This is a genomic window from Streptomyces monomycini, from assembly GCF_022271435.1.
GTDB lineage: Bacteria > Actinomycetota > Actinomycetes > Streptomycetales > Streptomycetaceae > Streptomyces > Streptomyces monomycini.
On record NZ_JAFIQY010000001.1, the window covers coordinates 478,614 to 504,542 of the forward strand.

Below are 25,929 nucleotides of genomic sequence, written 5' to 3' on the forward strand. Positions count from 1 at the left end.
CACATTCCGGGGACGACGGGCCGAGCGGCACTCGCCTAGCCCTTCGAAAACGGGCAGTACTACTTCACCGTCCTCCCGGCACAGGACAAGCCCGGGAAGCCGATCAAGCCGAGCAAGCCCGAAGAGAACGCCCAGCCAGGCGCCGGCGGCACGGGCGGCAACACCCCGCGGGTCGGCCTGAAGACGCAGGGCGGCGCCAAGGAGACCGCCGGCACCGGCGAACTGGCCGCCAAGTGCCCTGATTTCTCAGACGGTCGGCGACCTGACGGCCCGGCGCAGCGCCAGGGCTGCCAGGGCCTCCGGGGCGCCGGCCTGGCCCCGGATGCCGGGAAAGGCGTTGATGTCCACGATGAGCGGTGCGCCGTCGCCCGCGTCGATGACGTCCACGCCGTAGACGTCCAGCGCGAAGACCTCACCGACCCGGCGCACCAGGTCCGGCCAGCCGGCCGGCAGGGCGTCGGGGGTGAGCGGCCGGTCGGGGCCCCGGCCTCCGGGCGAGAGTTCGGAGCGGCGCAGGGCGGCGAAGAGCCGGCCGTCGACCACCCAGAGTTTGTGGTCCCATCCGCTGTTCGGAACGAACTCCTGGACCACGACCGGCTCCTGCGGCCGGGTCGCGGCGAGTTGGCGCAGGTGCGTGGCGTCGTCCAGGCGGGCCACCACATCCTGTTTACGGCTGTGCCGGCTCTTGACCACCACCGGGCCGGAAAGCCCCGGCCCGTCGGCCAGTTCCGCGAGCGTGCCGAAGGTACGGGTGGGCACGAACGGGAGGCCGGCCCGCCGGGCGTGGTCCGCCATCGCCGTACGGTCCTGGCACAGCGCGGTCGCCGCGGCCGAGTTCACCACGGGGGCACCGCGCCCCTCCAGGGCGCGGGCGAGGGCGAGGGCCCGTGGCGTACGGGACTTCAGCAGGTAGACGTCCGCAGGCCGCTCGGAAGCCCTCTCCACCGAGTCCGGGTCCAGCGTCTCCACCCGGTGCTCGGGGGCGAGCAGGGCGGTGGTGGCGGCCAGGAGAGGATGGCCTGGATCGCCTGTGACAAGGCCGATTCTCATGCGCTCTCTCCCGCCGTCGCGGACACGTGCACCGGAGACGGGGCGGGGACCTTGGTCGGGGCCGGACCCGGCGTCTGCCCCGCACCGGCCAGCCCGAGTACGGCGCGTGCCACCCGCGCCACCGCGTCCGGGACCTGCCGGAAGCTGGGGAAGTCGTTCACGTCGACCACCACCGGGCCGTCGGGCCCCAGCAGGACGTCCACGCCGTACAGGTCGAGGCCGTAGACCGCCCCGACCTGCCCGGCGATCGCGGCCACCTCAGCGGGCAGCGGCACGCGGCGCTCGGGTATGCCCAGTTCCGGGTGGAGCGGGGAGCAGCGCTCGGTGGCGTAGAGCTCGCCGCCGACGCAGTACACCTTCAGGTCGATGCCCGAGTTCGCCACGTACGGCTGGGCGATGAGCAGGCCCTCCCGCGCCAGTTCGGGGGCCATGGCGGCCAGCCGGTCCGGCGACGCCACCAGATGCACGGCCCGCCCCGAGCTGCCGTCGGCGGGCTTGACCACCAGCGGGTACTCCGACGCCGGCAGCTCCGCCAGCAGTTCGGGGCGGGCCGCGGCGTAGGTCGGCGGTACGGGCAGGCCACGGCTGCGGCCGATCGCCGCGGCCAGCGCCTTGTCCCGTACGCGCCGTATCGACCGGGCGTCGTTGACCGTCGTCAGCCCGGCCGAGGCCGCCGCTTCGAGCAGGGTGAGCCCGGGGCCGCCGGAGACCGTCTTGAGCACCCAGGCGTCGTGCGAACCCGCCCGTAGCGCCTCGGTCATGCGCAGCAAGGAGCCGCCGGGCCGCAGCACGTCCACCTGGTGCCCCCAGGATTGCAGCTGACGGATCACCTCGTTCGGCATTCCGTCGTGCCGGTAGTGTTCCTCCACCAGGAAGCAGAGCCTCATCGATCTTCCTTGTAATCCGCCGAGTCGGCCCGGCACGCGTAGCGAGATCACAGGATGTCATGACCGGTCGGCGGCGCCTCCTCCGGCGCCCGGCCGGCCCGCTCCGCGGACTTCGCGGTGGTGGGTGGCCGTACGGGGCCACGGCACGGGGAGGGACGGCTCCTGCCGCCGACCCTGGCAAGTCGGCGACGACGGGGCGAAGACCCGGTGGGCGTGGGGACGGGGTCAGTTGCCGGCGGGGACCTCCCGCTCACCGTCGGCGTACTCGGAGCAGAGGCAGCCCACCCCCTTCCCGATCCACTCCCGCCCGGTCCACTGCGGGTACCGCCGGACCATCAGCTCCGCCACCTCGTCGGCGATCGCCTGCTCACCGACCGCCGCGTCGCGGCGTGTCCATGTCTCGCGCTGGAGCGCTTCGAGGTAGTCGCACACGTCGGTGAGCAACCGCGGGCCGCCGACCTCGCCATGGCCGGGTACCACGATCCGCGGATCGCGGGCCGCCAGTCGCCGCGCGACCGCGAGCCAGCGGGTGCCGGAGACGTCGGTGTCGTGCGGCGGAAACCACGGGAAGATGGCGAACTGTCCCGCTTCCACCAGGTCTCCGGTGAACAGCACTCCCGCATCGGGCACCTCGATCACCTGGTCCCCCCGGCTGTGGGCCCGCCCGGTGGCCCGCAGGCGCACCACCCGGCCGCCCAGGTCGAGGTCGTGGGACCGGTCGTAGACGTGGTCGGGCCGCACCGGGACGACGTCCGCCAGCCGGCGCGCGACCGGCTCGCCCAGCTGCCGGAACATCTCCAGGTACCCGGGCCCCCGCTCCCGCAGATCCTCGGCCTGGTCCCCGTTGACCAGGTAGGTGGCCGCGCCGGCGAAGACCTGCGCCCCGAAGGCGTGCTCGGGGTGGAAGTGCGTCGTCGTCAGGTACAGCCGGCGCCCCCGTGCGTGGTCGGCCGCGAAGTCCCGTACCGCTTCGGCGTTCCGCGGGCCCAGCCCGGTGTCGACGACCAGGACCGCGTCGCGGCCGCCGATGATCCCGATGTTCGGTACGAGCGGCACTCCCCGGTCCGGGACGACCAGCACGTCCCGGGCGATCTCCCGGGCCGCCGCGACGTGTACGGCGGGGTCCGGGAGCGCCTGCTCGACCATGTCGGCCACCTCGGCCGTCTCCGGCAATTCAGCCATGTCGACTCCTTGCGATACAGGGCATATACGTCATTCACCACACACGGGTGTGTGGCGTGTGGCATGCGCGGTGTGAGCGGTATGTCCGGAGGTACGCCTGCCGGATCCGCCACGACGTCGAGTCCACCGCCCGGCTCCCCGCGGCGTCCAACACCGATCCCGTTTCCCCGATACCGCGCGGGTATCGTTGCTGGATGGAGCTACGCGTGCTGCGCTATTTCGTCGCCGTCGCCGAGGAACGGCACTTCGGCCGGGCCGCCGTACGGCTGCAGATGACCCAGCCGCCGCTGAGCCGGGCGATCCGGCAGTTGGAGGCCGACCTGGGCTGCGTCCTGCTGGACCGTTCGCCCACGGGGGCCGCCCTGACGCCCGCCGGAACCGTGCTCCTCGACGAGGCCCGTACGCTGCTGGCGCGGGCCGACCGGACCCGCGTCAAAGTGGCGGCCGCGGCGGGTTCGGCCACCTTGACCGTCGGCACCCTGGCCGACAGTGCCGGGCAGGCCGGAACCCGGCTCGCCGCCGCCTACCGGGCCCGGCACCCCCATGTGGAGGTCCGTGTCCGCGAGGCCGACCTGACCGATCCGAGCACCGGGCTGCGTGCCGGGCTGGTCGATGTGGCCCTGACCCGCGCGCCGTTCGACACCACCGGGCTCACCACCCGGGTACTGCGTTCGGACGCGGTCGGCGCGGTCCTGCGCGCCGACGACCCGCTCGCCGGGCGCGACAGCCTGCGGCTCGACGACCTCGCCGGCCGTCCGTGGTTCCGCTTCCCGGACGGCACCGATCCCGTGTGGGCCGCGTTCTGGGGCGGCCGGCACACCGCCCGCCGGAGCGGTCCCGTCGTACGGACCGCCCAGGAATGCCTCCAGTCCGTCCTGTGGAGCGGGACGGTGGGGCTGATACCGCTGGGCCATTCCCTTCCCGAAGGGCTCATCGCCGTTCCGCTGGCCGACATGCCGCCCAGTCAGCTCGTCATCGCCTGGAACGGCTCCGGTCCCGGACCGCTCGTCCGCTCCTTCGTGCGCGTCGCGACGGCGACTTGGCGCCACGGTGAGGCCGCTGCGGCCTGACGGCCAGGTTCGCACCGGCCAGGTCCACCACCCAGGTCCGCCACCCGGGTCCGCCGCCGGGGCCCGCCCAGGCCCGCCACCCGGGCCCGCTGCCCAGGCCCGCTGCCCAGGCCCGCCACCCGGGCCCGCCGCACGCCATGGTCCATTTCCGGCCCCGGCGCCCCTTCTGGTACGCCCTCGCCTCTTTGACCTCGTAAGATTCCCGCCGTAACGACTCGGCCAAGGGGAGAGAACGCTGATGGACTTCCGGCTGCTCGGGCCGGTGTCGGCCTTCTCGGGGGACGTGCCGGTGCCGATCGGGCCTCCCAAGCGCCGGGCCGTGCTGGCGCTGCTGGTGCTGGCCGAGGGTGCGCCCGTGGGGGCCGAGCGCATCATCGAGGCGTTGTGGGACACCCGCCCGCCGACCCACGCGCGGACCATCGTCTACGGCCATGTGTCGGCCCTGCGGGGGCTCCTGCACGCGGCGCCCACGGCCTGTGTCGCCACCGAGGGCGGCGGCTACGCGCTGCATGCCGCGCCGGAGGCGGTGGACGTGTGGCGCTTCCGCGACCTGGTGCGCCGGGCCACGGCCGGTTCTTCCGGCGAGGAGTCGGCCGGCCTGCTGCGGGAGGCCCTCGGGCTGTGGCGGGGCCGGGTGCTCGGCGGGGCCGGTGACACACCGCTGATGGCCGCGGCGGCCGAGCGGCTGGTGGAGGAACGGCTCGCCGCGCTGGAACACTTCGCCGCGGCCCTGCACGCCTGCGGCCGGGGCGCGGAAGCCCTCGTGCCGCTCCGGTCCGCCGTCGAACGCCACCCGCTGCGCGAGTCCTTGATCGCGGCCACCGTCCGCTCGCTGCACGACGCGGACCGCCAGGCCGACGCCATCGACCTCTACCACCGTACGCAGCGCCTGCTCGCCCAGGAGCTGGGCGTCGATCCCGGGGCCGCGCTGTCCGAGGCGTACCTCGCCATCCTCCGTTCCCGGCCGGCCGCGGACCGGCAGCCGAAGACGAAGCGGGGCGCGCCGACGCTGGTGCCGGTGCCGGTGCCGGGGCACACCCCCGCACCGCCGCCGGCTCCGCCCCTCCGGCCCACCACACCCAGCGCCACGCACGCCACACCTGACACCCCCGTCCCCACCGACACTCCCCCGCCCCTCTCCCTCCTCCCCCGCGCCCCGGCCGGTTTCGTGGGCCGTTCGGACGAGCTGGCGCGCCTCTGCGAAGCCGCGCGGTCGGGCACCCCGGCCCTGTGTGTGGTCACCGGCCCCGCCGGAGTCGGCAAGACCTCGCTGGCGGTCCACTGGGCGTACACGTACGCCGGTGACTTCCCCGGCGGCATCCTCTACGCCGACCTGCACGCCACGGAACCCGACGGCACCGGCCCGCAGCCGGTCGGCGTCCTGCACGACTTCCTCCAGGCGCTCGGCGTCCCCGAGGAACGCCTGCCCGCCGACACGCGCGCCGCGGAACATCTGTACCGCTCGCTGCTCACCGGCCGCCGCGTCCTCGTCCTGCTCGACAACGCGCGCGACTCGGCGCAGGTGCGACCCCTGCTGCCCGGCACGCCGGGCTCCACCGTGCTGGTCACCAGCCGCAACCGGCTGGAAGGGCTGGCCGCCACCGACTGCGCCCGGCTGCTGCCGCTGGAACGGCTGGCGCCGCCGGACGGTGTACGGGTCCTGAGCACCGTGATCGGTGACGTCCGGGTGGCCGCCGAGCCGGTCGCCGCCGCGCACCTGTCCGCCCTGTGCGACGGCCTGCCGCTGGCCCTGCGGCTGGCCGCCGCGCGGCTCGCCGCCCGGCCGCGGCTGTCCCTGCGGGCGATGGCGGACGACCTGGTCGACGAGCACCGGCGGCTGTCCCTGCTGGCCAACGAGGATCTCGGGGTCGAGGCGACGCTGCGCCTGAGCGTGCAGCAACTGCCGCCGGCCGGCGCGCTGCTCTTCCGCCAGCTGGCCCTGCACGTCGGCTCCGAACTCGACGCCGGCGCCGCGGCGGCACTCACCGGCCTACCGCCGGCCGAGGCACGCGCCGCCCTGGAGGAGCTGGCCACCGCCCACCTCGTCGAGGAGTGGACCGGCGACCGGTATCTGATGCACGACCTCACCAGGCTGTACGCGCGCTCCGCCGTGGCACGGGCCGACACGGCGGGACTGCACCGGCTGCTGGTGCACTACCTGGCCGCCGCCCAGGCCGCGGCCGCCGCTGCCGAACCCGGCAGCCAGCCCTGCTGCACCCTGCCCCCGGGCGTGACGCCGCCCGTCGCGCCGCCGGTCTTCGCCGACCGCGCCGACGCGATGGCCTGGTACGTCACCGAGCGCGCCAACCTGACCTCCGCGGTGGCCGCCGCGGCCGACGCCGGGTATCCGGAACTGGCCTGGCGGATCGCCGTCGAACTGTGGCCGCTGGTCGTGCGCCAGGTGCACGACGGCTGGGAACCGGCCCTCGAACGTGCCCTGGCCGCCGCCACCGCGCTCGGCGACCCGGACGCCGAGTCACGGCTGTGCTCGCTGCTCGGCTGGGTCCTCACCGAGAACGGCCGGCACACCGCGGCGCTGGAACACCTGTGCCGCGCCCCGGACCTGGCCGTACGGGCCGGGGACCCGCGCGGTCAGGTGATCGCGCTGATCAACTGGGCGGCCGCGCTGGAGCACGTCGGCGACCTGGCCGGTGCCGGGACCCGGCGGGAGATGGCAGCGCGGATGGCGCACACCCTCGACCACCCGCACACCGAGTCCCTGTCCCTCTACCACCTGGCCGCCCACTGCCTGACCGTCGGCCGGCCCGACGAGGCCCTGACCCACTGCCGTCAGGGCCTCGCGCTGGCCCCCGAGGAACAGTCGGACGAGCGCCGGGCGCTGCTCCTGGACACCTGCGGCAAGGCGCTGCAGGCGCTCGGCCGCGACAGCGAGGCCCGGCGCTGCTTCACCGAGGCCGCGGCCCTCGCCGGACCGCCGCTGCCGGTGGAAGGGCCGGCCGCCGGACAGGGCAGCCTGCCCGTGGGCGGCGGAGGGGCCCCCGGCGGGAAGCTCCGCATCGTCGCGGGCTGACCGCCCGGCAGGGAGTGGTCCCGCGCTCATTTCTTGAGCGCGGGGCAGGCGGAGCTTGCCGTACCCGGCGGGCCGCCGGGTACGGGACGGCGTGACCCGGCGAGCATCGGCCGCCTCTCCGCGCTCAGCTGTCCAACCGTCAAAACGGAACCTTGGATTTACCGCGGGACGCACCGTAGGTTTCTCGTGCTTTCAACCCGCTTGCTGCCGTGTTCCGCGGGGAGTTGACCGGCCGTCCGCACTCCGGCCCTTTCGTGGCCGTGTGCGGACGGGGCGGAATTCTGCCTTCCCCGCGCCTTCGCCGCGTGGGCGTATCACCGGCGCACGGCAGCCGGTCTCGTTCCAGGTTCATGCCGATGGTTCCGTGCCATGGCACGGCAGGGGGAATGCTCATGTCTTCCGGATCCAGACATCCGGACGTTTGTGTCGTGGGGGCGGGGCCGGTGGGTCTCACCACCGCCCTCGGGCTGGCGGCCGCCGGGGTCGGCGTCACCGTCCTGGAGAGCGCTCCGGGCATCGCCGCGTCCGCCCGCGCTCTGGTCCACCAGAGCCACACGCTGGAGGGTTTCGCGCGCCTCCACGTGCTCGACGCCGTCGTGCGGGCGGGAACACCGTTGCGCGCGCGGGATTTCGTCGTACGCCGCACAGGCGAGCGCATCCGTCATTCCACACCGGATCTCCGTACCGGCCCGGTCCCCGCGTACAACCTGATCCTGCGGCAGGACGGGCTCAGCCGTATCCTCCTCGGGCAGCTGCTCCGCTTCCCGACCGCCGAGGTGAGGTTCGGCTGCACGGTCGACACGGTGCGGCAGGACGGCGAATCGGTTCGCGTCGGCTACACGCACAAGCAGGGCCGCGAACGGATCGAAGCACGCTGGGCCGTGGGCGCGGACGGGGCCCGCAGTACCGTACGGAAAGCCCTCGGTGTGGAATTCGGGGGATTCACCTGGCCGGACCGCTTCGTCGCCACGGACATCCGTTACGACTTCGCGGCCCACGGTTACGCCGACGCGAATTTCGTCATCGATCCGGACGACGGGGCAATCATCGTGCGTATCGACTCCGGGAATCTGTGGCGGGTGGCTTGGACGGAGTGCGCGTCCCTCCCGGAAGAATCCCTCCCACGTCGACTGGCGGAATTCCTCGCACGTAATCTTCCCGGGCCACGGCCACGGAATTACGAACTGGTCGCGCACGCCCCGTACCGCGCGCACCAGCGGGCCGCCGCACGGTTCCGCGTGGGCCGTGTCCTGCTGGCCGGCGACGCGGCCCACGTCACCAACCCGACCGGCGGCATGGGCCTGACCGCCGGGCTGCACGCCGCCTTCCCGCTGGGCGAGGCGCTGGCCGCCGTCCTTCTCGGGCGGTGCGGCGAGGGCGTGCTGGACCGTTACGCGGAGGCCGGCCGGGCCGCGTTCCTGCATCAGTTCTCGCCGCTCGCGACCGATCTGAAGCGCCTCGTCTTCGACACCCGTGACCCCGCGCGGCTCGCCGAGGCCCTCGTCCCGCTCCGCCGGCCGGCGGCCGGTGAGGAGCTCCGCCGCTCCCGGACCGCCGCGTTCCGCTCGGCCCTGCCGCTCTCGCTGCTGGACGACGAGGGAGCCGTTGGCCGGCCGCGCCCGGACCTCGACACGGCAGCCGCGGGCCCGCCTTCGGGGCCGCAGGGGCGCGCGGGCCACCACTCAGGACCACAGGAGAGGCAGACCGCACCATGACACCGACGCCATCGGTCTTGTCCCGCAAGTGGAGCAGTTTCGAGGAGCTCCACGCGCTCCAGCGGGAACGTATCGGCACGACCCTGTGCCAGGCCGCGCACGCCCCCTTCTACCGGGACCGGTTCCGCCTGCGCCAGGGCGGGACGATGCCCGGCAGCCTCGCCGACGTCCCGGTGACCACCAAGGACGACCTGCGCGCCGCCTACCCGTTCGGCATGCTGGCGGTGCCGAGGGAGCGGGTCGCCACCTACCACGAGTCCAGCGGGAGTTCGGGCCGGGCCACGTCCTCGTTCTGCACCGAGGACGACTGGGTGGACATCGGTGAGCGCTTCAACCGCATGCCGGTCTCCATCGGCCCCGCCGACACCCTGCTGGTGCGCATCCCGTACGCCATGGTGCTGGCCGGGCACATCGGTCACTTCGGCGCCCGGACGCGGGGCGCGACCGTGGTGCCCGCCGACAGCCGCAGCTTCGCCACCCCGTACGGACGCGTCGTCCGGCTGCTGCACGACCTCGGCACCACCCTGACCTGGTCCAATCCCACCGAGCCGCTCATCTGGGCCGCGGCGGCCCGCGCCGCCGGGCTCGACCCCCGCACCGACTTCCCGCACCTGCGCGCGCTCCTGGTCTGCGGCGAACCGCTGAGCGACGCGCGCCGTGCGCGGCTGGGCGAACTGTGGAACGCGTCCGTGATCGAGGACTACGGCGCCACCGAGGCCGGACCGCTCGCCTCCGCCTGCCGCTACGGCCGACGGCACTTCTACGCCGACCGTGTGGTGCCCGAGGTCCTCGACCCCGCCACCGGGGAGATCACCCCGGACGGTACCGGTGACCTCGTCATCACCCCGCTGTACCGCGAGGCCATGCCGCTGCTCCGGTACAACCTGGAGGACACCGTCCAGCTCAGCCACGAGCCGTGCGCCTGCGGCAGCTGGCTCCCCGTCGTCCGGCTCACGGGCCGCGCGACGCAGGCGTTCGACGTCGCGGGGCGGCAGATCTCCCAGCTGCAACTGGAAGAACTGGTGTTCCGTCTGCCTGCCGCGTACGGCGTGCTGTTCTGGCGGGCGCGCGCCGAAGCGCGGCGGCTCGTCGCCGAGGTGGAGGTCGCGGACGCGTACGCCGCGGACGCCTGCGCCGAGCTGGCCGGTGCCGTACGGGCGCGGCTGGGCGTGGACTGCGAGGTGGCTCCCGTGCCGCCGGGCACGCTGATGCCCGACGAGGTCCTGTCCGCGCCCGGCGACGTACTCAAGCCCCGCAGCCTGTTCGGCCCCGACGAGGACTGGTCCCGTGGTCTCCTCTACTACTGATGCCGCCCTTGCCCCGGCGTACGGCCTGGCCGCGCTCCCCTCCGCCACCCGCATCCTCCTCACCGGGGACGGCGCGACGACGGTCATGCTGGAAGCGCTGCTCGACGTGCCGCTGCGGGTGCGCGTGGTCGAGCAGCGGGTGGTGGACACGGCGGCGGTGCCGCCCGCGATTCGGCGGGCCCTCGCGGCCGAGCGGATGCCCCGGCTCCTGGAGCGGCTGTCCGAACTGGTCGACCCCGCGGGGCGGCCGGTCAGCCGCAACCGTGTCGTCTCCGCGGTGGCCGCGACCGGCCAGCTGCCGCCGCCGACGGACCCCACGCCGCTCGGTGTGCGGCTGCGCGAGGAACGCCGTGCGCAGCACCGGGAACTGCTGCGCTGCGGTGTCGGGCCCGCGCCCGAGGCCCCGCATTTCGGCCGGTGCGCCTTCAAGGAGTACGTGATCAGGAGCCCGGACCGGTATCCGGTCTATGTCGCGGAACGGTTCAACCCGGCCGTCGTGGGCGTGGTCTGACCACCGGTCGCCGCGCGGTCTCCGGGGCGGTGGGTGCGGCAGTACGTGTCGCGCACGGCGCGGTATCCGGGGACGTGCACGGTGTTCAGCAGCAGCGCCCAGCGGGCCGCGTTGGCCTCGATCCGCCGTTCGACGACGTGCCGGGCGGCGGGCGTGGTGGCCGCGGCGAGCTGTCGGGCGTGCGCCCACGCCTGCTCCCGCCAGATGCGGAACAGCCGGCCTGCGGTGTACCCGGCGATGGGGTTCCACCGCGCGTCGGCCAGGGCCAGTACCGGGTCGTAATGGCGGGCGATCTGTTGGACCGCGGGTGCGTACGCGCGATCCAGGACCGTCTGGAAACGGTTGTAGTCGGCCTTGCGTGACGCGCCTCCGGGGCGGGTGAGACCGACGGAGGCCAGCACATAGGGCATGTCGCGCTGGATGTGCGCGTTGGCGCCGAGCAGGACGTCCTGGCCCGCGTTCACGTCACCCGTGCGTGCGGCCCCGAAGGCTGTCTTCCACGCCTGCGGAACCGGCCGGCCTTCCCGGTCGGCGTGGTAGGCGTCCAGATACAGGTTGACGAAGCCGGTGTTGAGGTCTCCGGCCAGCCAGTCAGGGTCGTCGAAGGAATCCGGCTCGGCCGCGGCCGCTTCCAGGGCGCGTTCGAGCTGGACGTAGATCACGGAGAAGGGGGCCCGGTGGTCGCATCCCAGTGCGTCGCGGAGCCGGGTCAGGGTCTGGCGTGCTTCCCGTACGCATCCGACCGCCGGCCCCGCGCAGGAAAGGCGTCGGGCGTCGTCGCGCGGTGATGGCGCGGCGAGGGCCGGGCCGCCGGCCAGAAACACCGTCCCCGCCACTACCGCAGTGGACAGCTTGCAGAACACGCCACGCGTACCGGCCATACTCCCCCGCCTCCTTGTCGCCCGCCCGACACATCCCCCCGCCTACCGAACGATCGGGCGCGGCGAAGGTCACGCACTCACGGGGCGCCGGTTTCGCCTCCGCGGCGGTGCGCGGCGAGGGCCGCGGAGGCGGTGGGGTACGCCGGCAGCAGGGTGTCGAGGCCGGTGATGTTCAGCAGGCGGGCGAGCCTGCCGGAGACGGCGGCCAAGGTGAGGGTGCCGTCGGCCTCCTGCGCGGAGCGCCAGATCGCCACCAGGGCGTTGAAGCCGGAGGAGTCGCAGAAGGAGACGGCTTCCAGGTCCAGGACCAGGTGCCGGTGGCCCCGCCCGATGAGGTCCAGGGCCTCGGCGCGCAGGGTGGGCGCGGTGGTCAGGTCGAGATCGCCGGCGAGGGCGGCCAGGGCGAGGTCACCGTCGGCGCGCCGGGTGGTCAGGCGGAAGATGTCGTTCACGGTCGGTTCTCCGGCTTCCGCCCGGAGGGGCGAGATGGGGGCGGGACAGGGACGCCGTCCATGGTGGCACCGGCCGCGGGAGCGGGCCGGCGGGTACGGGCGGCGAGGAAGCCGATCAGCCCCTCGCCGCCGAGCATAACGCCGCCGCCGGCGCCGGCCACGGCGGGCCGGTCCGCCCGAAGCCCCGGCCAGAGCTGCATTTTGGTCATCCTGAATGGCCGGTTGTGATCGTGTTGACCAAAAGTGGTGCGCTGCCGGTGGCGTGAACCGGGGGTCGCAACTCGGCCGCACCGCCGGTGTCCAGTGGGTGAGACGGCGCCACTTGGCGCCCTGCCGGACGCCCTCGCCGCAGTTCCGACGCCCATCACAGGATCATCACAGGTCCTCTACAACCTCTGCATCGAACAAATCCGGCGTACCTTCCCAACCATGTCATGTACGGGCAAGCGCGGCCGACCGGCGCCGGCATGACGGCTTTTCCCGGTGACCGGAATCTTTCGTTGACAGTCCGGAAATGCGGTCTCTACTGTTACGTGCAAATTCCGGCCCAATCCCTCCTTTCAGCTCATAGTGAGCGGACATCACCCGTTCACCATTTGCACGTGCGCATGTTTTCTGTCGTTTGCCGACCAGGTTCACGCCTTTGCGCGGCCTGAAGAGGCAGCTCGAACGCAGCATTCAAGTACAAGGAGAAACGGTGACCCCCGCACTCGCCGAACAGCAGACCTACCGCCTGACCGAGGCCGAAACACACAAGCTCTGGCGGCTCTCCCAGCTCGCCGCCGGCGCCTCGGAGGCATCTGCGCTGGCGCTTTCCGGTCTACTTCTCGATCTGCCGAAATCCGTGCGCACCGCCCTGCTCGAATTCGCCGAGGCCGGTGCCGACTCGGGGTTCCTCCTGCTGCGCGGAGTCACCGTCGGGGACCTCCCCGACACCCCCACCGTCCACCACTCCGGCGCCCTCCAGGGGCACCCCACCGACGGCACCCTGACCCTCGTGGCAGACCTGCTCGGCTCGCTCGTCGGCTACCTGGACGAGAAGGACGGCGCGCTCATCCACGACGTGCACGCCGTGCCCGGGGAGGAGCAGCGCATCGAGAACAGCGGATCGGTGGCCTTCGACTTCCACACCGAGAACGTTCACCACCCGCTGCGCCCGGACTACTTGGGCCTGCTGTGCCTGCGCCAGGACCACGAGGGCGTCGCCGCCACCCGTGTCGCCTCGGTGCGCGAGGCCGTCCGGCACCTGACCGAGGAGCAGGTCGCGATCCTGCGCACCCCGCAGTTCTACAGCTCCTACCCGGCGTCCTTCACCCGGGGCCGGACCGGCCCGGTGCCGCGCTCCGGCCCGCACCCGGCCGTCTTCGGGCCGTACGACCGGCCGTTCATGCGCTTCAACTCGCACACCACGCACGCCGCCGGCGCCGAGGCGACCGCCGCGCTCAAAGCGCTGGCCGAGGCCCTGGAAGCGGTCTGCCACAACGTCGTGCTGGAGCCCGGCGACCTCGTCGTGGTCGACAACCACGTGGCGGCGCACGGCCGCAGCGCGTTCGTCCCGCGCTACGACGGCCGGGACCGCTGGCTGCGCCGCTTCTACTCCGTGCGCTCCATCCTCGGCTGGACGCAGCACATGATGCCCCGTCAGCGCGTCATCCCGACGATGGAGGACATCCAGGGCGTGCTCTGAGCCGCGCTCCGCGCGCTCGCGGACCCCGCCGGGCGTGACCGCCCCCCGCGCGGCCGCCCGGCCCGGGATCCGTCCGATTCGTCCTGCCCGTGCAGTCGCCCAGGACTGCGCACCCTTGCACTGAGGACCGGAATACCTTGGATTTCACAGACGTCATAGGGCTGCTCACCGCCGCGGTGGCCGCCGGGTGGGTGGACGCGGTGGTCGGCGGGGGCGGGGTGCTGCTCATCCCCGTCCTGCTGCTCAGTTTCCCGCATCTGCCGCCGGCCACCGCCCTGGGCACCAACAAGATCGCCGCGATCACCGGCACGGCGACCGCCGCCTACATGTACGCGCGGCGCACGGCCCTGGACCGGAAGATCCTGATACCGGCCGCCGCCTGCGCGGTGCCGGCCGGCGCGCTCGGCGCGCTGTCGGCGGCCACCGTCCCCACCGCGTACTTCCGCCCGGTCATCATGGTCCTGCTGATCTCGGTCGCCCTGTTCGTGGCGTTCAAGCCGAGCTTCGGCACCCAGACACTGGCCCGCGAGGTGACCCGGCGGCGGCGCGTCGTCGCCGTGCTCCTCGCCGGCTGTGTGGTCGGTTTCTACGACGGGCTCTTCGGGCCCGGCGTGGGCACCTTCCTCATCATCTCCTTCACCACGCTGCTCGCCACGCAGTTCCTGGAGAGCGCGGCGATGTCGAAGGTCATCAACGCCTCGTCCAACCTCGGCGCCCTGCTGGTCTTCGCGCTCCAGGGCAACGTGCTCTGGGCGCTGGGGCTCGGGATGGCCGTGGGCAACGTGACCGGTGCGCTGATCGGTTCGCGCATGGCCCTGAAGAAGGGGTCCGGATTCGTCCGTACCGTGCTGGTGCTCGTGGTGATCGGCATGGTGACGAAGATGGCGTTCGACCAGTTCGCGTGAGACGGCGGCCGAGCCCGGCAGCACGTCCCGCTCGGCCGGTACGTCCCGCGCTTCTCCCGCTCCCGCGCACCTCCTGCACGTCCTGATCCAGCACGTCCAGCACGTCCAGCACGTCCAGCACGTCCAGCACTTGATGGGAACCACGCGAGAACACATCCGACACCCACGCTACGAGAGACCGGAGGCCACCATGGACCCCGTACGGAATCTCGCTGAACTACTGACCCTGCCGGACTTCGAGGCCGCCAGCGACGCGGTGCTCGACCAGGGCTGCCGGGCCTACGTCGCCGGCGGCGCCGGGACCGACCGCACCGTACGCGCCAACATCGCGGCGTTCGACGACATCTGGCTCCGACCACGGGTCCTGGCCAGCACGACGACCGAGCCCCGCACGGAAGTGACGGTTCTCGGGCACCGCATGTCCATGCCCGTCCTGCTCGCGCCGACCAGCCCGCAGCGGCTGCTGCACGAGGACGCGGAGATCGCCACCTCGCTCGCCGCCGAGGCGGCCGGCGTCGTCCCCGTCGTCAGCACCGACAGCCACGTCCCGTTCCCGGAGATCGCCAAGGCGTCGGGCCGGGCCGGCTGGTTCCAGCTCTACGCCTACCGGTCGCGCGACGACATCGCCGCGACGATCGACATGGCCGAGACCGCCGGTGCCTCCGCCCTGGTGGTCACCGTGGACGCCAGTCACGCCGCGCTGCGGGTGCACGCCCAGCGCGCCGGGTTCGCCACGCCCGGACACGTGGACTTCGGGACGCTGCGCGCGCTCGGCATCCTGGAGGGCGAGGTACCGGCCGGCGCCCGCATCGACCGGTTGTCGCTGAGCTGGGAGGACCTGCTGTGGATCCGGGCCAGGACCCGGCTCCCCCTCCTGGTCAAGGGCGTACTGCGGGCCGACGACGCCCGCCGCTGCCTGGACAGCGGCGCGGACGGCGTCATCGTCTCCAACCACGGCGGACGGCAGCTGGACGGGGCGGTGCCCAGCGTCGTCGCACTGAGCGAGGTCGCGGCCGAGGTCGACGGCCGGTGCGCCGTCCTGATGGACAGCGGCATCCGCTCCGGCGTGCACGTCGTCAAGGCCCTCGCGCTCGGCGCCGACGCGGTCTGCCTGGGGCGCCCGTACCTGTGGGGTCTGAGCGTCGCCGGGCGCGAAGGGGTCGAAGCGGTGCTGCGGCTCCTGCGCCGGGAGATCGAGGACACCCTCCGGCAGCTCGGCGCGGCCGATGTCGGCGAGCTGGGGCCGCACTTCGTGGCCAAGGCCGGCGCCGGGGCGGGAGCCGGGGCGGCCTGACGCCCGTACCACCGCCGACGCCGGGGCGGGGAGCGGGCGGGGCGGCCTGTCGGCCCGTACCACCGCCCGCACCACACCCGCGGCAAGAGCCCGTATCCGCACGACGTACCCGCACCACGACGTCCCCGTACGACGTCCCCGTACGACGTCCCCGCACGAAGACTTTCCGAGAACGGAGACCCACGATGTTCCACTTCTCGCGCGGCATCCCCCCGCAGGAAGCGATCCCCTCGCGGCAGCTCGCCGAGCACACCGCCGCCGTCCTGCGGGACAGCGAGGCCCGGGTGTTCCAGTACGCGCCGATCGGCAACCACACGGGCGACGCGGCCCTGCGCGAGCAGCTCGCCGCCTTCCACTCGGTCGCCGCCGACCAGATCTTCGTCACCAACGGCTCCCTCCAGGCGCTGGACCTGCTCGCCGCGCACCTCCTGGCCGGCGACCGCAAGGACGTGTACGTGGAGGCCCCCACCTACGACCGCGCGGTGCAGATCTTCGAGCGGCACGGCGGCCGGGTCTCCGGCATCACCCTCCAGCACGACGGTCTCGACCTGGACGCCCTCGAAGCCCGGCTGGCGACGCGCGTCCCGGCGCTCGTCTACGTCATCCCGGACTTCCAGAACCCGAGCGGCGTCACCATGAGCGAGGACAAGCGCCGCCGCCTCGTGCAGCTCGCCGAGACCCACGACTTCCTCATCCTGGAGGACATCCCCTACCGGGAGCTGCGGTACGGCGGCCAGGCTCCGGCCGGGTTCTTCGAGCTCGCGCCGGCCGGGCGGGTGCTCACGATGGGCTCGCTGAGCAAGATCCTCAGCCCCGGCCTGCGCGTGGGGTACGTCATCGGCGAGCCCGAGACGCTCGGCGCCCTGGCCGCGCTCGCCGAGGGCACGTACCTCTCTCCCGCCCCGCTGCTCCAGGCGGTCGCCGCGCAGGCTCTGGAAGCGGGCCTGGCGCAGGAGAACGTGGCGGCCATCCGCGAGCTGCTCGGGCCCCGGCACGACGGTGCGGTCAAGGCCGTCCGCGAACTGCTGGGCGAGGACGCGCTCCTCGCCGTACCGCACGGCGGCTACTACGTGAGCGTGCATCTGCCCGTCGCCACGGACGAGGGCACGTTCCTCAAGGCCGCGGCCGCCGAGAGCCTGAAGCTGACCCGGGGTTCGGGCTTCTACCCGGGCGACGCGGCGCCGCCGGAGGGCAAGGTCTTCCTGCGGCTGCCGTTCCAGTCCTTCGAGCCGGACGAGTTCGCCGCCGGCGTCGAGCGGCTGGCCGCGGTGGCGTCCAAGGGCTGACCTGCGGTTACCGGTTCAGGGCCGCGGACGGGAGGAAGACCGCCCGCGGCCTCGGACGGGCCGGTACCAGCAGCCCTGAGCGGCCGCCCCCGGTTGCGGCCCCACCTTCCGACGCCCCGACGGCGTTCGTCACCGTGGTCACGGCAGCCCCGTCCGATGCCCGCCGCCCGCTCCCTGATGACCTGGCGCACGCACTCCACAGCCTTGGTGATCTCCGAGCGCGCACGGCGTTCCGTCGTCTCCGCCCCCTCATCGGCCGGATGTTCACCGACCCCGCACTTCGGACGGGTGGTCGGCGGGCTGACGGAGGTGCTGCGTCCGGCCCGTGTGCAGACCGTACTGATGCTCGCGGACAACGCGGCGTTCTGCGGTCAGGTGCTGTCCTACCTGCGTCAGGGGCTTGTGGACGGGGTGGTCCTGGTCTCCTCGCACCCGCACGGCACACTGCCGCGGAAGATCGCCGGGACCGGCCTCCCCGCCGTCGGTGGTCCTCCGGCCGGAGCTGGTGGTACGCGAGACGGCGTAGTGGAGCGGCCGGCCGGCCCTCAGGGCCAGTGCCACCCATGTCGTCAACGACACCGGTGCCCCCGCCTCCGGCACGGGCACCGTCCCCTCGAAGGTGGTCTCGTACCCTTGAACCCGGGGTCCCTGACCCCGAGTGACCCGACCGGTCCCGGCCGAGTCCGACACGTCCGGCCGAGTCCGACCGACGCCGGCCGTCCCTGGCCCGGGAGGAGACGAGAGCTGACGGTGACCGGTACCGATACCGGAGCCGCGCCGGGTCCGTACCCGCCGCCGCCCTGGCGCATGAGAGGCCATCTGTGGGGTGGTCGCTTCGCCACGGATGCGGCCCCGCCCCTTCCCCGGGGCCTCTCCCCTCTGACGGGCCGTTCGCTGGCCGTGTTCGTGATCCGGTACCGCGAGGGGACCCTCAGCTACGACGAGCTGATCGTGGGGACGCCCGCCCGCCGTGGCCGGCGGGCCGGTCTGTACGTGCACTGGATCTGGGTCGACGACGCGCAGTCGTTGTGGGGCGGGCGCCGTATCTGGGGAGTGCCCAAGCAACTGGCGGAGTTCCGCTGGGAGGGGCCGCGGGTCCGGGTGACCGACGGGCAGGGCCTTGTCGCCGCTCTGCGTCTGTCGGCCAAGGGCCCGTCACTCCCCAGGCTTCCCCTGCCGATGACCGGCTTCGGAACCCTCGACGGGGCGCGGACGGTCCTCACCGCACGGTTCACGGCTCGCCCGGGGGCCGCTTCGGTACGTGTGGAGGAGTGGCCGGCGCGGCTGCCCGCACTCCGCCACGGCGGCGCCCGCCCCGGTTTCCGCGCGGCCTCCTTCACCATGCTCATGCCCGCCCCCACGCTCCACCCCGTTCCGCCGGCCGCCTGAACCACCGCGTTCATCCGCTGGTCCGACGGCGGGAGAACGCATCCGGGCGCGGCCCGGTAAGGGTTTACACCTATCGGCAATCGGCCTCGGACGGTCGTTCGACGGACGGGAAGAAAAGGGCGGTCGGCGAAGAGGGAAAAGGCAGCTCCGTTTGGAGCATTCGCGACGCTGCTGCACACCGGTGAATGCGCGCGCGGCGGAAAAGTCACCTGCACGGCGCCGGCGGACGGGCGGTCGGGGGCAGGTCCATCACGTGTCACCCCTGGACAGCGGCGACATGGTCCGTACGGCGTCGCCGGGCGGACGATTCCCGGAACGGCCGTGGATCGCGGCAACCGTAACCGCCCTCGCGCGCCCTCCCTCCTTTATCGAACACGAGAACGTGTCATTCAGGTATCCCCGCGGCAACCACGGCAAAGCACGGGGAAAATAACTTCCAGACCTGGCCAACTGGCGAAAAAGCGTCCCTCTTTCCGCCCGGTGCGGGAGGAATCTGGGGACGTTTCGTGGAGTGGCGTGCCGAGCGAGTCCGCCACACGGCCCCAGGAGGAGCCCTCGTATGTGGCGTGGCAGGGCGAAGGCGGAACGTGCCGCGGCGGACGCGGCCGAACGGCTCATGGCGGCCGGCCGGCTGTTGAGCCGGGCGCCGGTTTCGGAGGACGGACGGGCGGTTTTCCGTACGGACCAGGGGGTGAATGACGCGCCTTACCGGGAACGGTGGGCCCACGACAAGGTGGTGCGTTCCACCCACGGGGTGAATTGCACGGGCTCCTGTTCCTGGCAGGTGTACGTCAAGGACGGGCTCATCACCTGGGAGACGCAGGCGACGGACTATCCGACGACAGGTCCGGACCGCCCGGAGTACGAGCCCCGGGGCTGCCCGCGCGGCGCGTCCTTCTCCTGGTACACCTACTCCCCCACCCGGGTGCGCCACCCGTACGCGCGCGGCGTGCTGGTGGAGATGTACCGGGAGGCGCGGGGCCGGCTCGGCGACCCGGTGGCGGCCTGGGCGGAGATCACCGGCGATCCGGAGCGGCGACGGCGCTACCAGCGGGCGCGCGGCAAGGGCGGGCTGGTGCGGATCGGCTGGGACGAGGCACTGGAGATCGCGGCCGCCGCCCATGTGCACACCCTGCGGGAGCACGGTCCCGACCGGATCGCGGGGTTCTCCCCGATCCCGGCGATGTCGATGGCCTCGCACGCGGTCGGCGCCCGGTTCATGTCGCTGATCGGCGCGCCGATGCTCTCGTTCTACGACTGGTACGCGGACCTGCCGATCGCCTCGCCGCAGGTCTTCGGCGACCAGACCGACGTACCGGAATCGGGCGACTGGTGGGACGCGGCGTACCTGATGCTGTGGGGTTCCAACGTGCCGGTGACCCGTACGCCGGACGCGCACTGGATGACGGAGGCCCGCTACCGCGGCCAGAAGGTCGTGGTCGTCTCCCCCGACTACGCGGACGCGACGAAGTTCGCCGACGAGTGGCTGCATCCGCATCCGGGCACGGACGGGGCGCTGGCGATGGCGATGGGCCATGTGATCCTGCGCGAGTGCTTCGTGGACCGGCGGGTGCCGTACTTCACGGATTACGTGAAGCGGTTCACGGACCTGCCGTTCCTCGTCGGGCTGGAGGAGTACGGGGCGGGAGAGTCGGGAGGGATCAGGGCGGAGGCAGCGACGGGCGCAGCGGCCCGGATGGTGCCGGGCCCGTTCCTCACGGCGCAGGACGCCGGGCTGGCCGCGGACGCCGAAGCGGAGGCCCGGCGCTGGATGCCCGTCCTCGTCGACACGGCCACGGGCGACCCCGTCGTACCGGCCGGGACGCTGGGCGACCGCTGGCGCGCGGGCGGCGCAGGGCGCTGGAACCTGGACCTGGGCGGGATCGATCCGCAGCTGAGTCTGTACGGGCGGCCGGACGCGACCGTCGCGCGGGTGGTGCTGCCGCGTTTCGACCAGGAGCGGGGCACGCTGGAGCGGGAGGTTCCGGCGCTGCGTGTCGGCGGGCGGCTGGTGACCACGGTCTTCGACCTGCTGCTGGCGCAGTACGGGGTGGGGCGCGCCGGTCTGGGCGGGCAGTGGCCCGACTCGTACGAGGACGCGGACGTGCCGTGCACCCCGGCGTGGCAGGAGACCCTCACGTCGGTGTCCGCGCGGGCCGCGGTGCGGGCGGCGCGGGAGTTCGCGCGTACGGCGGAGCAGACCCGGGGCCGCTGCATGATCGTGATGGGCGCGGGCACCAACCACTGGTTCCACTCGGACACCATCTACCGGTCGTTCCTGTCCCTGCTGCTGCTGACGGGGTGTCAGGGCGTCAACGGCGGCGGCTGGGCGCACTACGTGGGCCAGGAGAAGGTGCGGCCTTACGCGGGCTGGCAGCAGCTGTCAACGGCCGCCGACTGGGTGCGCCCGTCCCGGCAGATGGCCGGGACGCCGTACTGGTACCTGCACACCGGCCAGTGGCGGCACGACCGGGCCCCGGCCGACGCGCTCGCCTCCCCGGCCGGCCGGGGCCTGTTCGCCGGGCAGCACACCGCCGACCTGGTGGCCCGCTCGGTCCGCCGGGGGTGGATGCCGTCGTACCCCACCTTCGACGCCAATCCGCTGGACCTCGGTCGGCGGGTCCGCGCGGCCGGAACCGACCCCGGCCGGTGGGTCGCGGACGAGCTGGACGCCGGCCGGCTCTCCTTCGCCTGCGAGGACCCGGACGCACCGGCCAACTGGCCGCGCGTGCTGACGGTGTGGCGGGCCAATCTGATCGGTTCCTCGGCGAAGGGCAACGAGTACTTCCTGGGGCACCTGCTGGGGGCCGACGACGACGCGAGCGCGCAGGAGGTGCCTCCGGAGGTGCGCCCGCGGGACGTCACCTGGCGCGAGGAGGCGCCGCGCGGCAAGCTCGACCTGCTGCTGGCGCTGGACTTCCGTATGACGTCCACGACCTTGTTCGCCGATCTCGTGCTGCCGGCCGCGACCTGGTACGAGAAGCACGACCTGTCGAGCACGGACATGCATCCGTACGTGCACGCCTTCTCGCCCGCGATCAGCCCGCCCTGGCAGGCCCGTACCGACTTCGAGATCTTCCACGGGCTCGCCCGGGAGGTGGGCCGGCTGGCCACCGGGCACCTGGACACGGCCTACGACCTGGTGGCCACCGCCCTCCAGCACGACACGGCGGCCGGTGAGACGCCGCCCTCGGGGCCGACGGCGCCGCGCTACACGCTCGTGGAGCGGGACTACACCACGCTCGCCGACCGGCTGGCGGCCCTCGGTCCGCTGCCGCGGGAACAGGGCATGACCGTCAAGGGCGTCACCGTGCAGGCCGGGCCGGAGACGGACTGGCTCGCCAAGCGCTGCGGTACGGCGGCCGACGGCGCGGCGCGCGGCCTGCCGCTGCTCGACACCGACGTGAAGCTGTGCGAGGCGATCCTCGCCCTGTCCGGCACCACCAACGGACGGCTGGCCGCCGAGGGTTTCCGCGCGCTCTCCGGGCGCTGCGGCACCGGCCGCGGACTGGAGGAGCTGGCCGCCTCGGTCGCCGAGCGGCGCGTCGTCTTCGCCGACACCCAGGCCCGTCCGGTGCAGGTGTCGGCCAGTTTCGAGTGGTCGGGCAAGGAGGGCCCGGAGCGCCGGTACGCGCCGTTCACCGTCAACACCGAGCACCGCAAGCCCTGGCACACCCTCACCGGCCGCCAGCACTTCTACCTCGACCACGAGTGGATCGCCGAGTTCGGTGAACAACTGCCCGTCTACCGGCCGCCGCTGGACCTGGCCGCGCTCGGCGAGCAGCCGCGCCCCGGTGCGTCCGCCGAGCGGTCGGTGACGGTGCGCTATGTGACGCCGCACTCCAAGTGGTCCATCCACTCCGAGTACCAGGAGAACCTGCTCATGCAGACCCTGGCCCGCGGCGGCCCGGTGATCTGGATGAGCGTGGCGGACGCCGAGGCCGTCGGCGTGGCGGACAACGACTGGATCGAGGCGGTCAACGCCAACGGCGTGGTCGTCGCCCGGGCGGTCGTCTCGCACCGGATGCCGCCCGGCACGGTGTTCATGTACCACGTGCAGGAGCGCCTGGTGAACGTGCCGCTGTCGCAGACCACCGGACGGCGTGGCGGTGTCCACAACGCGCTGACCCGGCTCATGATCAAACCCACCCATCTCATCGGCGGCCACGCCCAGCTGTCCTTCGCCCCCAACTACTACGGTCCCACCGGCAACCAGCGCGACGCGGTCACCACCATCCGCCGCCGCTCCCAGGAGGTCAGCTACTGATGCGTGTGATGGCACAGATCGCGATGGTCATGAACCTCGACAAGTGCATCGGCTGCCACACCTGCTCGGTCACCTGCAAACAGACCTGGACGAACCGTTCCGGCACCGAGTACGTCTGGTTCAACAACGTCGAGACCCGGCCCGGCCAGGGCTATCCGCGCACCTACGAGGACCAGGACGTCTGGCAGGGCGGCTGGCAGCGCAAGCACGGCCGGCTGGTGCCGCGCAGCGGCGGCCGGGCCCGCCGCCTGGCCCGGCTGTTCGCCAACCCCCGGCTGCCCACGCTGGACGCCTACTACCAGCCGTGGACGTACGACTACGGCATCCTGACCGACGCGCCGCTCGGCGACGACGTGCCCACCGCGCCGCCCCGCTCCCTGACCGACGGCCGGCCCACCGCCGTCACCGGCGGCCCCAACTGGGACGACGACCTCGGAGGCGGGCCGGAGCACCTCGCCGGCGACCCCGTGCTGAAGAAGATGAGCGACCGGGTGCGCCTGGAGTACGAGCAGGCGTTCATGTTCTATCTGCCGCGGATCTGCGAGCACTGCCTCAACCCGTCGTGCGTGGCCGTGTGCCCGTCCGGCGCCCTCTACAAGCGCATCGAGGACGGCATCGTCCTGGTGGACCAGGACCGCTGCCGCGGGTGGCGGATGTGCGTGACCGGCTGCCCGTACAAGAAGGTCTACTTCAACCACCGCACCGGCAAGGCCGAGAAGTGCACCCTGTGCTACCCGCGGCTGGAGGCGGGCGAGCCCACCGTGTGCTCCGAGACGTGCGTGGGACGGCTGCGCTACCTCGGCGTCGTCCTCTACGACGCCGACCGGGTCGGCGAGGCCGCCGCCACCCCCGACGAGCGGGACCTGTACGAGGCCCAGCTCTCCTGCTTCCTCGACCCGTCCGACCCCGAGGTGGCCCGCGCCGCCGAGGCCTCCGGCATCCCGCACGACTGGGTCACCGCGGCCCGCAACTCCCCCACGTACGCACTGATCAGCACGTACCGGGTGGCGTTGCCGCTGCACCCGGAGTACCGCACCATGCCGATGGTCTGGTACGTCCCTCCGCTGTCGCCGGTGGTGGAGTCGCTGACCGCCACCGGGCACGACGGTGAGGATCCGGCCAAACTGTTCGCCGCCATCGACGCGCTGCGGATTCCGCAGGAGTACCTGGCCCACCTGTTCACGGCGGGCGACACGGCGCCGGTGGAGGCGGCCCTGTGCCGGCTGGCCGCGATGCGGGCGCACATGCGGCGCGCCAACCTCGGCGAGGAGCAGGACCCGGCGATCGCCGCCTCGGCGGGCATGACCACCGCGTCGCTGGAGGCCATGTACCGGCTGCTGGCCGTGGCCAAGTACGAGGAGCGCTACGTCATCCCCACCAGCTACGCGGTCACCGGTCCCGATGCCGCGGACTTCGGGTGCAGCCTGGAGGGCGAGGGGGCGCCGGGCATGTACGACCCGGAAGGCTTCCACGCCCCGCCCGCCGCGCCGCCCCCGGCGGAGCACGCGGGCACCTCGCTGCGGGACCGGGTGAACCTCCTGAACTGGAACGGCCGCGGACGCCCCACCGGCCTCTTCCCCCGCCGGCGAGGAGAGTCGTGAACGCCCCCCTCGTCCACCAGGCCGCGTCCCTGCTCCTGTCCTACCCCGGGCCCGACTGGCCCGCCCGGCTCCGGAACGTCGGCGCCGCCCTGCGGCCGGAGACGGACGGACCGGCCGCTCTCCTGCTGCGGTTCTGCACCCGCGTCCAGGACGTGCCCACGCTGGCCCTCGCCGCGCAGTACGTCGCCGCCTTCGACCGCAGCCCCCGCCGGACCCTGCACCTGACGTACTACACCGACGGCGACACCCGGCGTCGCGGAGCCACGCTCGCCCGGATCAAGGCGCGCTACCGCGCCGAGGGCTGGCAGCCGGCCCCGGACGAACTGCCCGACCACCTTCCCCTGATGCTGGAATTCGCCGCCCGCGTCCCGGCGGTCGGCCGCGCCCTGCTGCGCGAGCACCGGGCCGCACTGGAACTGCTGCGCCTCGCCCTGGAGGACCACCGCAGCCCCTACGGTGACGTCCTCGACGCCGTCTGCCGCACCCTGCCCGGGCCGCGCCCCGCCGACCGGGCCGCCGCCCGCCGCCTGGCCCGTACCGGGCCCCCGCCCGTGGAGACCGTGGGCCTGGACCCGTTCCCCGGCCCCGAACCCCGAGGAGCCCGCCGGTGAACCCCCTGCACACCGCGCTGTGGGGCGTGCTGCCCTACGTCGTCACGACCCTGCTCGTCGCGGGCACCGCCTGGCGCTACCGCTACGACCGGTTCGGCTTCACCAGCCGCTCCAGCCAGCTGCACGAGAGCACGCTGCTGCGCATCGGCTCGCCGCTGTTCCACTACGGGCTGCTGTTCGTCGTCGCGGGCCACCTCACCGGGCTGCTCATCCCCGAGACGTTCACCGAGCGCATCCACATCCACGAGTGGCTCTACCACGCCAACGCACTCGCGGTCGGCGGCGTGGCCGGGCTGGTCACCACGGCCGGCCTGGCCGTACTGATCTACCGGCGGCTCCGCGTCCCCGCGGTACGCGCCGCCTCCCTGCGTACCGACCGGGTCCTGCACCCGCTGCTCGTCGTCACCCTGCTCGCCGGGCTGGCCGCCACCGCCACGACCACCAACGATCATCCGTACGACTACCGTCAGGGTGTCTCGGTCTGGTTCCGCTCGCTGTTCACCTTCAGCCCCGACGTGCCGGTCATGGCGCACGCGCCGCTGGTCTACCAGCTCCACGCCCTGCTGGGCATGGCGCTGTTCGCGCTGTGGCCCTTCAGCCGTCTCGTGCACGCCTTCACCGCGCCCGTCGGCCATCTGTTCCGCCCGTACATCGTCTACCGGTCGCGCGGTGCGCGGGGGAACGGCGTCGGCCGCGTCCGTCGGTGAGAGGGTGGACATCTGTCCGAAGCGCGCCGGGACGATCGCACCGGTTCGGCGGGGACGAAGTGGGTACACCGTTCACAATGAGGCTTTCCACCCCCA

At 73.0% G+C, this 25,929-nt stretch carries 19 protein-coding genes; 14 read left to right on the plus strand and 5 right to left on the minus strand.

The features are described from left to right. Positions 1-246 precede the first annotated feature (246 nt). From JXZ78_RS01945 to JXZ78_RS01955, 3 genes are all read right to left on the minus strand, one after another. On the minus strand, positions 247-1,050 hold the full coding sequence (locus tag JXZ78_RS01945) for an ATP-grasp domain-containing protein (protein ID WP_030018511.1): 804 nt from the start codon (positions 1,048-1,050) through the stop codon (positions 247-249). Then, positions 1,047-1,937 carry an ATP-grasp domain-containing protein gene (locus JXZ78_RS01950; RefSeq protein WP_030018512.1) on the minus strand — a complete coding sequence of 297 codons (891 nt, stop codon included), beginning with the start codon at positions 1,935-1,937 and terminating at the stop codon, positions 1,047-1,049. Before JXZ78_RS01950 ends, JXZ78_RS01945 begins: the two co-directional genes overlap by 4 nt. A gap of 225 nt (positions 1,938-2,162) precedes the next feature. Further along, positions 2,163-3,119 (minus strand): MBL fold metallo-hydrolase, encoded by a 957-nt coding sequence (locus tag JXZ78_RS01955; protein ID WP_238782617.1) that lies wholly within the window; start codon positions 3,117-3,119, stop codon positions 2,163-2,165. Between the two features lie 194 nt (positions 3,120-3,313). Between JXZ78_RS01955 and JXZ78_RS01960 the strand changes: the two genes are divergently transcribed. The 5 genes from JXZ78_RS01960 to JXZ78_RS01985 all read left to right on the plus strand — a co-directional run bounded on the left by JXZ78_RS01960 (position 3,314) and on the right by JXZ78_RS01985 (position 10,753). Then, the gene (locus JXZ78_RS01960) at positions 3,314-4,189 is read left to right on the plus strand and encodes a LysR family transcriptional regulator (RefSeq protein WP_030018514.1); all 876 of its coding nucleotides are present in this window, start codon (positions 3,314-3,316) and stop codon (positions 4,187-4,189) included. Positions 4,190-4,427: 238 nt separating this feature from the next. Then, a complete protein-coding gene (locus JXZ78_RS40090) occupies positions 4,428-7,220 on the plus strand; it encodes an AfsR/SARP family transcriptional regulator (RefSeq protein WP_050502145.1) in 2,793 nt (930 codons plus the stop codon). 392 nt (positions 7,221-7,612) lie between these two features. Continuing rightward, positions 7,613-8,935, plus strand: coding sequence for an FAD-dependent oxidoreductase (locus JXZ78_RS01975; RefSeq protein WP_275127321.1), 1,323 nt, complete (start codon positions 7,613-7,615; stop codon positions 8,933-8,935). Continuing rightward, positions 8,932-10,242 carry a phenylacetate--CoA ligase family protein gene (locus JXZ78_RS01980; RefSeq protein ID WP_030018517.1) on the plus strand — a complete coding sequence of 437 codons (1,311 nt, stop codon included), beginning with the start codon at positions 8,932-8,934 and terminating at the stop codon, positions 10,240-10,242. The genes JXZ78_RS01975 and JXZ78_RS01980 overlap by 4 nt, the downstream gene beginning before the upstream one ends. Next, the gene (locus JXZ78_RS01985) at positions 10,223-10,753 is read left to right on the plus strand and encodes a hypothetical protein (protein WP_063726033.1); all 531 of its coding nucleotides are present in this window, start codon (positions 10,223-10,225) and stop codon (positions 10,751-10,753) included. Before JXZ78_RS01980 ends, JXZ78_RS01985 begins: the two co-directional genes overlap by 20 nt. Here JXZ78_RS01985 and JXZ78_RS01990 read toward each other — a convergent pair. Then, positions 10,708-11,634 carry a DUF5995 family protein gene (locus JXZ78_RS01990; protein WP_050502148.1) on the minus strand — a complete coding sequence of 309 codons (927 nt, stop codon included), beginning with the start codon at positions 11,632-11,634 and terminating at the stop codon, positions 10,708-10,710. The genes JXZ78_RS01985 and JXZ78_RS01990 overlap by 46 nt on opposite strands. 77 nt (positions 11,635-11,711) lie before the next feature. After that, the gene (locus JXZ78_RS01995) at positions 11,712-12,086 is read right to left on the minus strand and encodes an STAS domain-containing protein (protein WP_050502149.1); all 375 of its coding nucleotides are present in this window, start codon (positions 12,084-12,086) and stop codon (positions 11,712-11,714) included. 697 nt (positions 12,087-12,783) lie between these two features. Between JXZ78_RS01995 and JXZ78_RS02000 the strand changes: the two genes are divergently transcribed. The 9 genes from JXZ78_RS02000 to narI all read left to right on the plus strand — a co-directional run bounded on the left by JXZ78_RS02000 (position 12,784) and on the right by narI (position 25,833). Then, complete coding sequence (locus JXZ78_RS02000) at positions 12,784-13,773, plus strand: TauD/TfdA family dioxygenase (RefSeq protein ID WP_030018522.1); 990 nt, start codon at positions 12,784-12,786, stop codon at positions 13,771-13,773. Positions 13,774-13,910: 137 nt separating this feature from the next. Next, the gene (locus JXZ78_RS02005; protein ID WP_030018523.1) at positions 13,911-14,678 is read left to right on the plus strand and encodes a TSUP family transporter; all 768 of its coding nucleotides are present in this window, start codon (positions 13,911-13,913) and stop codon (positions 14,676-14,678) included. Positions 14,679-14,868: 190 nt separating this feature from the next. Further along, positions 14,869-15,972: an alpha-hydroxy acid oxidase gene (locus JXZ78_RS02010; RefSeq protein ID WP_030018524.1), complete on the plus strand. Its 1,104-nt coding sequence runs from the start codon at positions 14,869-14,871 to the stop codon at positions 15,970-15,972. A gap of 185 nt (positions 15,973-16,157) precedes the next feature. After that, the gene (locus tag JXZ78_RS02015; RefSeq protein ID WP_030018525.1) at positions 16,158-17,258 is read left to right on the plus strand and encodes an aminotransferase-like domain-containing protein; all 1,101 of its coding nucleotides are present in this window, start codon (positions 16,158-16,160) and stop codon (positions 17,256-17,258) included. An 807-nt stretch (positions 17,259-18,065) separates the two neighbouring features. Continuing rightward, positions 18,066-18,647 carry an acetoacetate decarboxylase family protein gene (locus JXZ78_RS02025; RefSeq protein ID WP_078624054.1) on the plus strand — a complete coding sequence of 194 codons (582 nt, stop codon included), beginning with the start codon at positions 18,066-18,068 and terminating at the stop codon, positions 18,645-18,647. A 559-nt stretch (positions 18,648-19,206) separates the two neighbouring features. Further along, positions 19,207-22,914: a nitrate reductase subunit alpha gene (locus JXZ78_RS02030; protein ID WP_030018528.1), complete on the plus strand. Its 3,708-nt coding sequence runs from the start codon at positions 19,207-19,209 to the stop codon at positions 22,912-22,914. Next, entirely contained in the window at positions 22,914-24,515 is a 1,602-nt protein-coding gene (gene narH, locus JXZ78_RS02035; RefSeq protein WP_030018529.1) for a nitrate reductase subunit beta, read from the plus strand. The genes JXZ78_RS02030 and narH overlap by 1 nt, the downstream gene beginning before the upstream one ends. Continuing rightward, entirely contained in the window at positions 24,512-25,126 is a 615-nt protein-coding gene (gene narJ, locus JXZ78_RS02040) for a nitrate reductase molybdenum cofactor assembly chaperone (protein ID WP_030018530.1), read from the plus strand. Before narH ends, narJ begins: the two co-directional genes overlap by 4 nt. Continuing rightward, positions 25,123-25,833, plus strand: a complete 711-nt coding sequence (narI, locus tag JXZ78_RS02045) for a respiratory nitrate reductase subunit gamma (protein WP_030018531.1) — start codon at positions 25,123-25,125, stop codon at positions 25,831-25,833. Before narJ ends, narI begins: the two co-directional genes overlap by 4 nt. The last annotated feature ends 96 nt before the right edge of the window (positions 25,834-25,929 follow it).

Bases quoted from the DNA above. Each gene is read 5' to 3' on its own strand.
- JXZ78_RS01945 (WP_030018511.1), bottom strand. From the start codon at position 1,050: ATGAGAATCGGCCTTGTCACAGGCGATCCAGGCCATCCTCTCCTGGCC.
- JXZ78_RS01950 (WP_030018512.1), bottom strand. From the start codon at position 1,937: ATGAGGCTCTGCTTCCTGGTGGAGGAACACTACCGGCACGACGGAATG.
- JXZ78_RS01955 (WP_238782617.1), bottom strand. From the start codon at position 3,119: ATGGCTGAATTGCCGGAGACGGCCGAGGTGGCCGACATGGTCGAGCAG.
- JXZ78_RS01960 (WP_030018514.1), top strand. From the start codon at position 3,314: ATGGAGCTACGCGTGCTGCGCTATTTCGTCGCCGTCGCCGAGGAACGG.
- JXZ78_RS40090 (WP_050502145.1), top strand. From the start codon at position 4,428: ATGGACTTCCGGCTGCTCGGGCCGGTGTCGGCCTTCTCGGGGGACGTG.
- JXZ78_RS01975 (WP_275127321.1), top strand. From the start codon at position 7,613: ATGTCTTCCGGATCCAGACATCCGGACGTTTGTGTCGTGGGGGCGGGG.
- JXZ78_RS01980 (WP_030018517.1), top strand. From the start codon at position 8,932: ATGACACCGACGCCATCGGTCTTGTCCCGCAAGTGGAGCAGTTTCGAG.
- JXZ78_RS01990 (WP_050502148.1), bottom strand. From the start codon at position 11,634: ATGGCCGGTACGCGTGGCGTGTTCTGCAAGCTGTCCACTGCGGTAGTG.
- JXZ78_RS02010 (WP_030018524.1), top strand. From the start codon at position 14,869: ATGGACCCCGTACGGAATCTCGCTGAACTACTGACCCTGCCGGACTTC.
- JXZ78_RS02015 (WP_030018525.1), top strand. From the start codon at position 16,158: ATGTTCCACTTCTCGCGCGGCATCCCCCCGCAGGAAGCGATCCCCTCG.
- JXZ78_RS02025 (WP_078624054.1), top strand. From the start codon at position 18,066: ATGAGAGGCCATCTGTGGGGTGGTCGCTTCGCCACGGATGCGGCCCCG.
- JXZ78_RS02030 (WP_030018528.1), top strand. From the start codon at position 19,207: ATGTGGCGTGGCAGGGCGAAGGCGGAACGTGCCGCGGCGGACGCGGCC.
- narH (WP_030018529.1), top strand. From the start codon at position 22,914: ATGCGTGTGATGGCACAGATCGCGATGGTCATGAACCTCGACAAGTGC.